Raw genomic sequence first — 2284 nt, 5'->3', positions numbered from 1 at the left:
CGTCGCCGCCGAAATCGTCGCCCACCGCCGCGGCGGCAGCTGCCTGCCCCTCTCCGCCGGCGACGGCCCCATCCACCGCACCACCCGCCCTGCTGCGCCGCGGACGCCGCTCCGGCAGCTCGTCGGAGCCAGACCGTGAGACTCCTCGAACTGCACGCGCCGCACACCCCCGAGCTGACCCTCGTCCTGCTGCACCACGCCGGCGGGTCGGCCGCCGGCTACCGCGACTTCCTCAGCCATCTGCCCGCCCACTGGCGGGTGTTGGCGCTGGAACTCCCCGGCCGGGTGCACACCTCCAAGCAGCGTGGCTGCCGCTCGGCCGCCGAGGTGACGGAGCTGCTGCTGCCCGTCCTGGAGTCCGAAGTCGCGGGCCACTACGCGGTGTTCGGACACAGCATGGGGGCGCTCGTCGCCTTCGAACTCGTCCGCGTGCTGGAACGGCTGGGCCGGGCACCGCTCTGGCTCGGCCTCTCCGGCAGCCCCGCCCCGGAGACCGGCCCGCCGGCCACAGAGCAGCGCCACACCTGGCCGCACGAACGGCTGGTGCACTTCATGCGGCGGCTCGGCGGCACCCCGGAGGGCGTCTGGCACCACCCGGTACTCGCCGAGCGGATGGTCCGCACCATGCGCTGGGACCTGGAGGTCGTCGACACCTACCGCCACCCCGGCGGCCACCCGCTCACCACCCCCGTCTCGCTCTTCGCCGGCGAGGCCGACCCGCTCGTCCCGCCCGAGCGCATCCGCCGCTGGCACGCCCACCTCCACAACGCCATCGCCTTCCACAGCCTCCCCGGCGGCCACTTCTACCTCTTCGAGCACACCGCCGACCTCTGCCGCCGCATCGTCCACGACATCACCACCAGCCGCCCCGCAAGCTCCTGAGCGCCCGTCGATCTTGTACGATTCGCCACCGACCGAAGCGACTTGGGGGCGTACATGAACGGCCGGGGTACCCGCACGACCGGAACGGCCGCCCTCGGGGCGGCCCTCCTCCTCGCCTGCGCCTGCTCCCCCACGAACGGCGGCGCAGCGAGGACCTCCGCGTCGCCCGCCGCCGTCACGGCGCAGACCCTGTGCGACGCGCTCCTCACCGCGCGGGACGTTCCCGCCGGCTTCCGGAGCCGGGCGACCGGATCCCCGTGCGACTTCGAGGACCCCGGCACCCGCGACATCCTCCAGTCCGTCGCCTTCGACGGACGCGAGGACACCGAGGAGATCAACGAGGAACTCGAACGCCCGGGCACGGAGGCCGACGCCGTCTCCCGCTACCCCGAACTGGTCTCCACCCTCACCTCCTTCGGCCCCCAGGTGTCCGAGCAGAACGCCGACGCGTTCCGCGACCTCGGGGACGACGTTCGCTACTTCCTCGGCCACAAGGTCGGCTCGCGCGGGACGGACGTCCACTGGTCCCGGCTGTTCGTCCGCCGCGGCCGACTCCTCACCTACCTGAACGTCACCACCATCGGCCCCTTCGCCCCAGCCGACCTCCACCGCCTCGCCACGAAGGCCGAGGCCCGGGTCACCGCCCTCACCTGACGGACCTCGACGCCCCGCTGGCCGGCACCATCACCCTTGGTGCCCGGCACGGACGCTACGACCACGGCACCCGGATGTCCCTGCGGGGCGTCCGGGTGTCGACGACGTCGAACCCGTTCTCGTGGCGCACCAGGTGCCGGACCTCGTCCGAAGCGGAATGACGGAGGAAGCCGGCCCACCCCCGCGTGGTCGCGCGGCGGAGGATCCACTCGACGACCTCCGTCATCACGCCGAACTCGTCCTCGTGGATGCACGCCCGCGCGGTCAGCGCCCAGGGATGCTGCCGTCCGCGTTCGGCCGGTGCACGGCCGGAGCAGCGCCGAGGTGTCCACCCCGTCGAACGAGTGGCTCGCCGTCCCGCCGGCGAAGACCTGCCACCGGTGGCCCCAGGTCTCCCGGTCGGCGGACTCCAGCACCGGCGGTGCCTCCGTCTGCCCCACGGGCCGCCGCAGTTCGTGCACCGCTGGCTCGGACAGGTCCGGCGTCAGGTCCACAGCCAGGAAAAGCAGGAGCAGGTCGTAGTAGTCGCTCTCACACGACGGACCCCAGGGGGTCGGCGCCGTGGATCCTTCCGGCGGTGTTCGCGAGGGCCGGTGCAGAGGGCCGGTGCAGGAGGCCACTTCGACCGGGAAAACGCAACTTCGACATGGCTCGCCGAGGCGGCTACCTTCGGCTGGTCTTCGGCGATCGCCCGCGGTCGCACCGGAGTTCCCCCCAGGCCGAGCTGTCCGCGAGGGAACGAATCGGT

3 protein-coding genes are annotated in these 2284 nt (G+C 72.8%); 2 read left to right on the top strand and 1 reads right to left on the bottom strand.

The window, feature by feature from the left end:
* Nucleotides 1–135: 135 nt before the first annotated feature.
* A complete protein-coding gene (locus ABZ641_RS33785; RefSeq protein WP_359988101.1) occupies nucleotides 136–882 on the top strand; it encodes an alpha/beta fold hydrolase in 747 nt (248 codons plus the stop codon).
* Between the two features lie 54 nt (nucleotides 883–936).
* On the top strand, nucleotides 937–1536 hold the full coding sequence (locus ABZ641_RS33780; RefSeq protein ID WP_359988099.1) for a hypothetical protein: 600 nt from the start codon (nucleotides 937–939) through the stop codon (nucleotides 1534–1536).
* Between the two features lie 55 nt (nucleotides 1537–1591).
* Here ABZ641_RS33780 and ABZ641_RS33775 read toward each other — a convergent pair whose 3' ends face one another.
* Complete coding sequence (locus tag ABZ641_RS33775) at nucleotides 1592–1762, bottom strand: hypothetical protein (RefSeq protein ID WP_344628233.1); 171 nt, start codon at nucleotides 1760–1762, stop codon at nucleotides 1592–1594.
* Nucleotides 1763–2284 lie beyond the last annotated feature (522 nt).

Source organism: Kitasatospora sp. NPDC007106, assembly GCF_040634455.1.
In the GTDB taxonomy this organism is placed as follows: Bacteria; Actinomycetota; Actinomycetes; order Streptomycetales; family Streptomycetaceae; genus Kitasatospora; species Kitasatospora arboriphila.
Note: the sequence above shows the minus strand (reverse complement) of the source record. Positions and strands in the feature narration are given on the sequence as shown.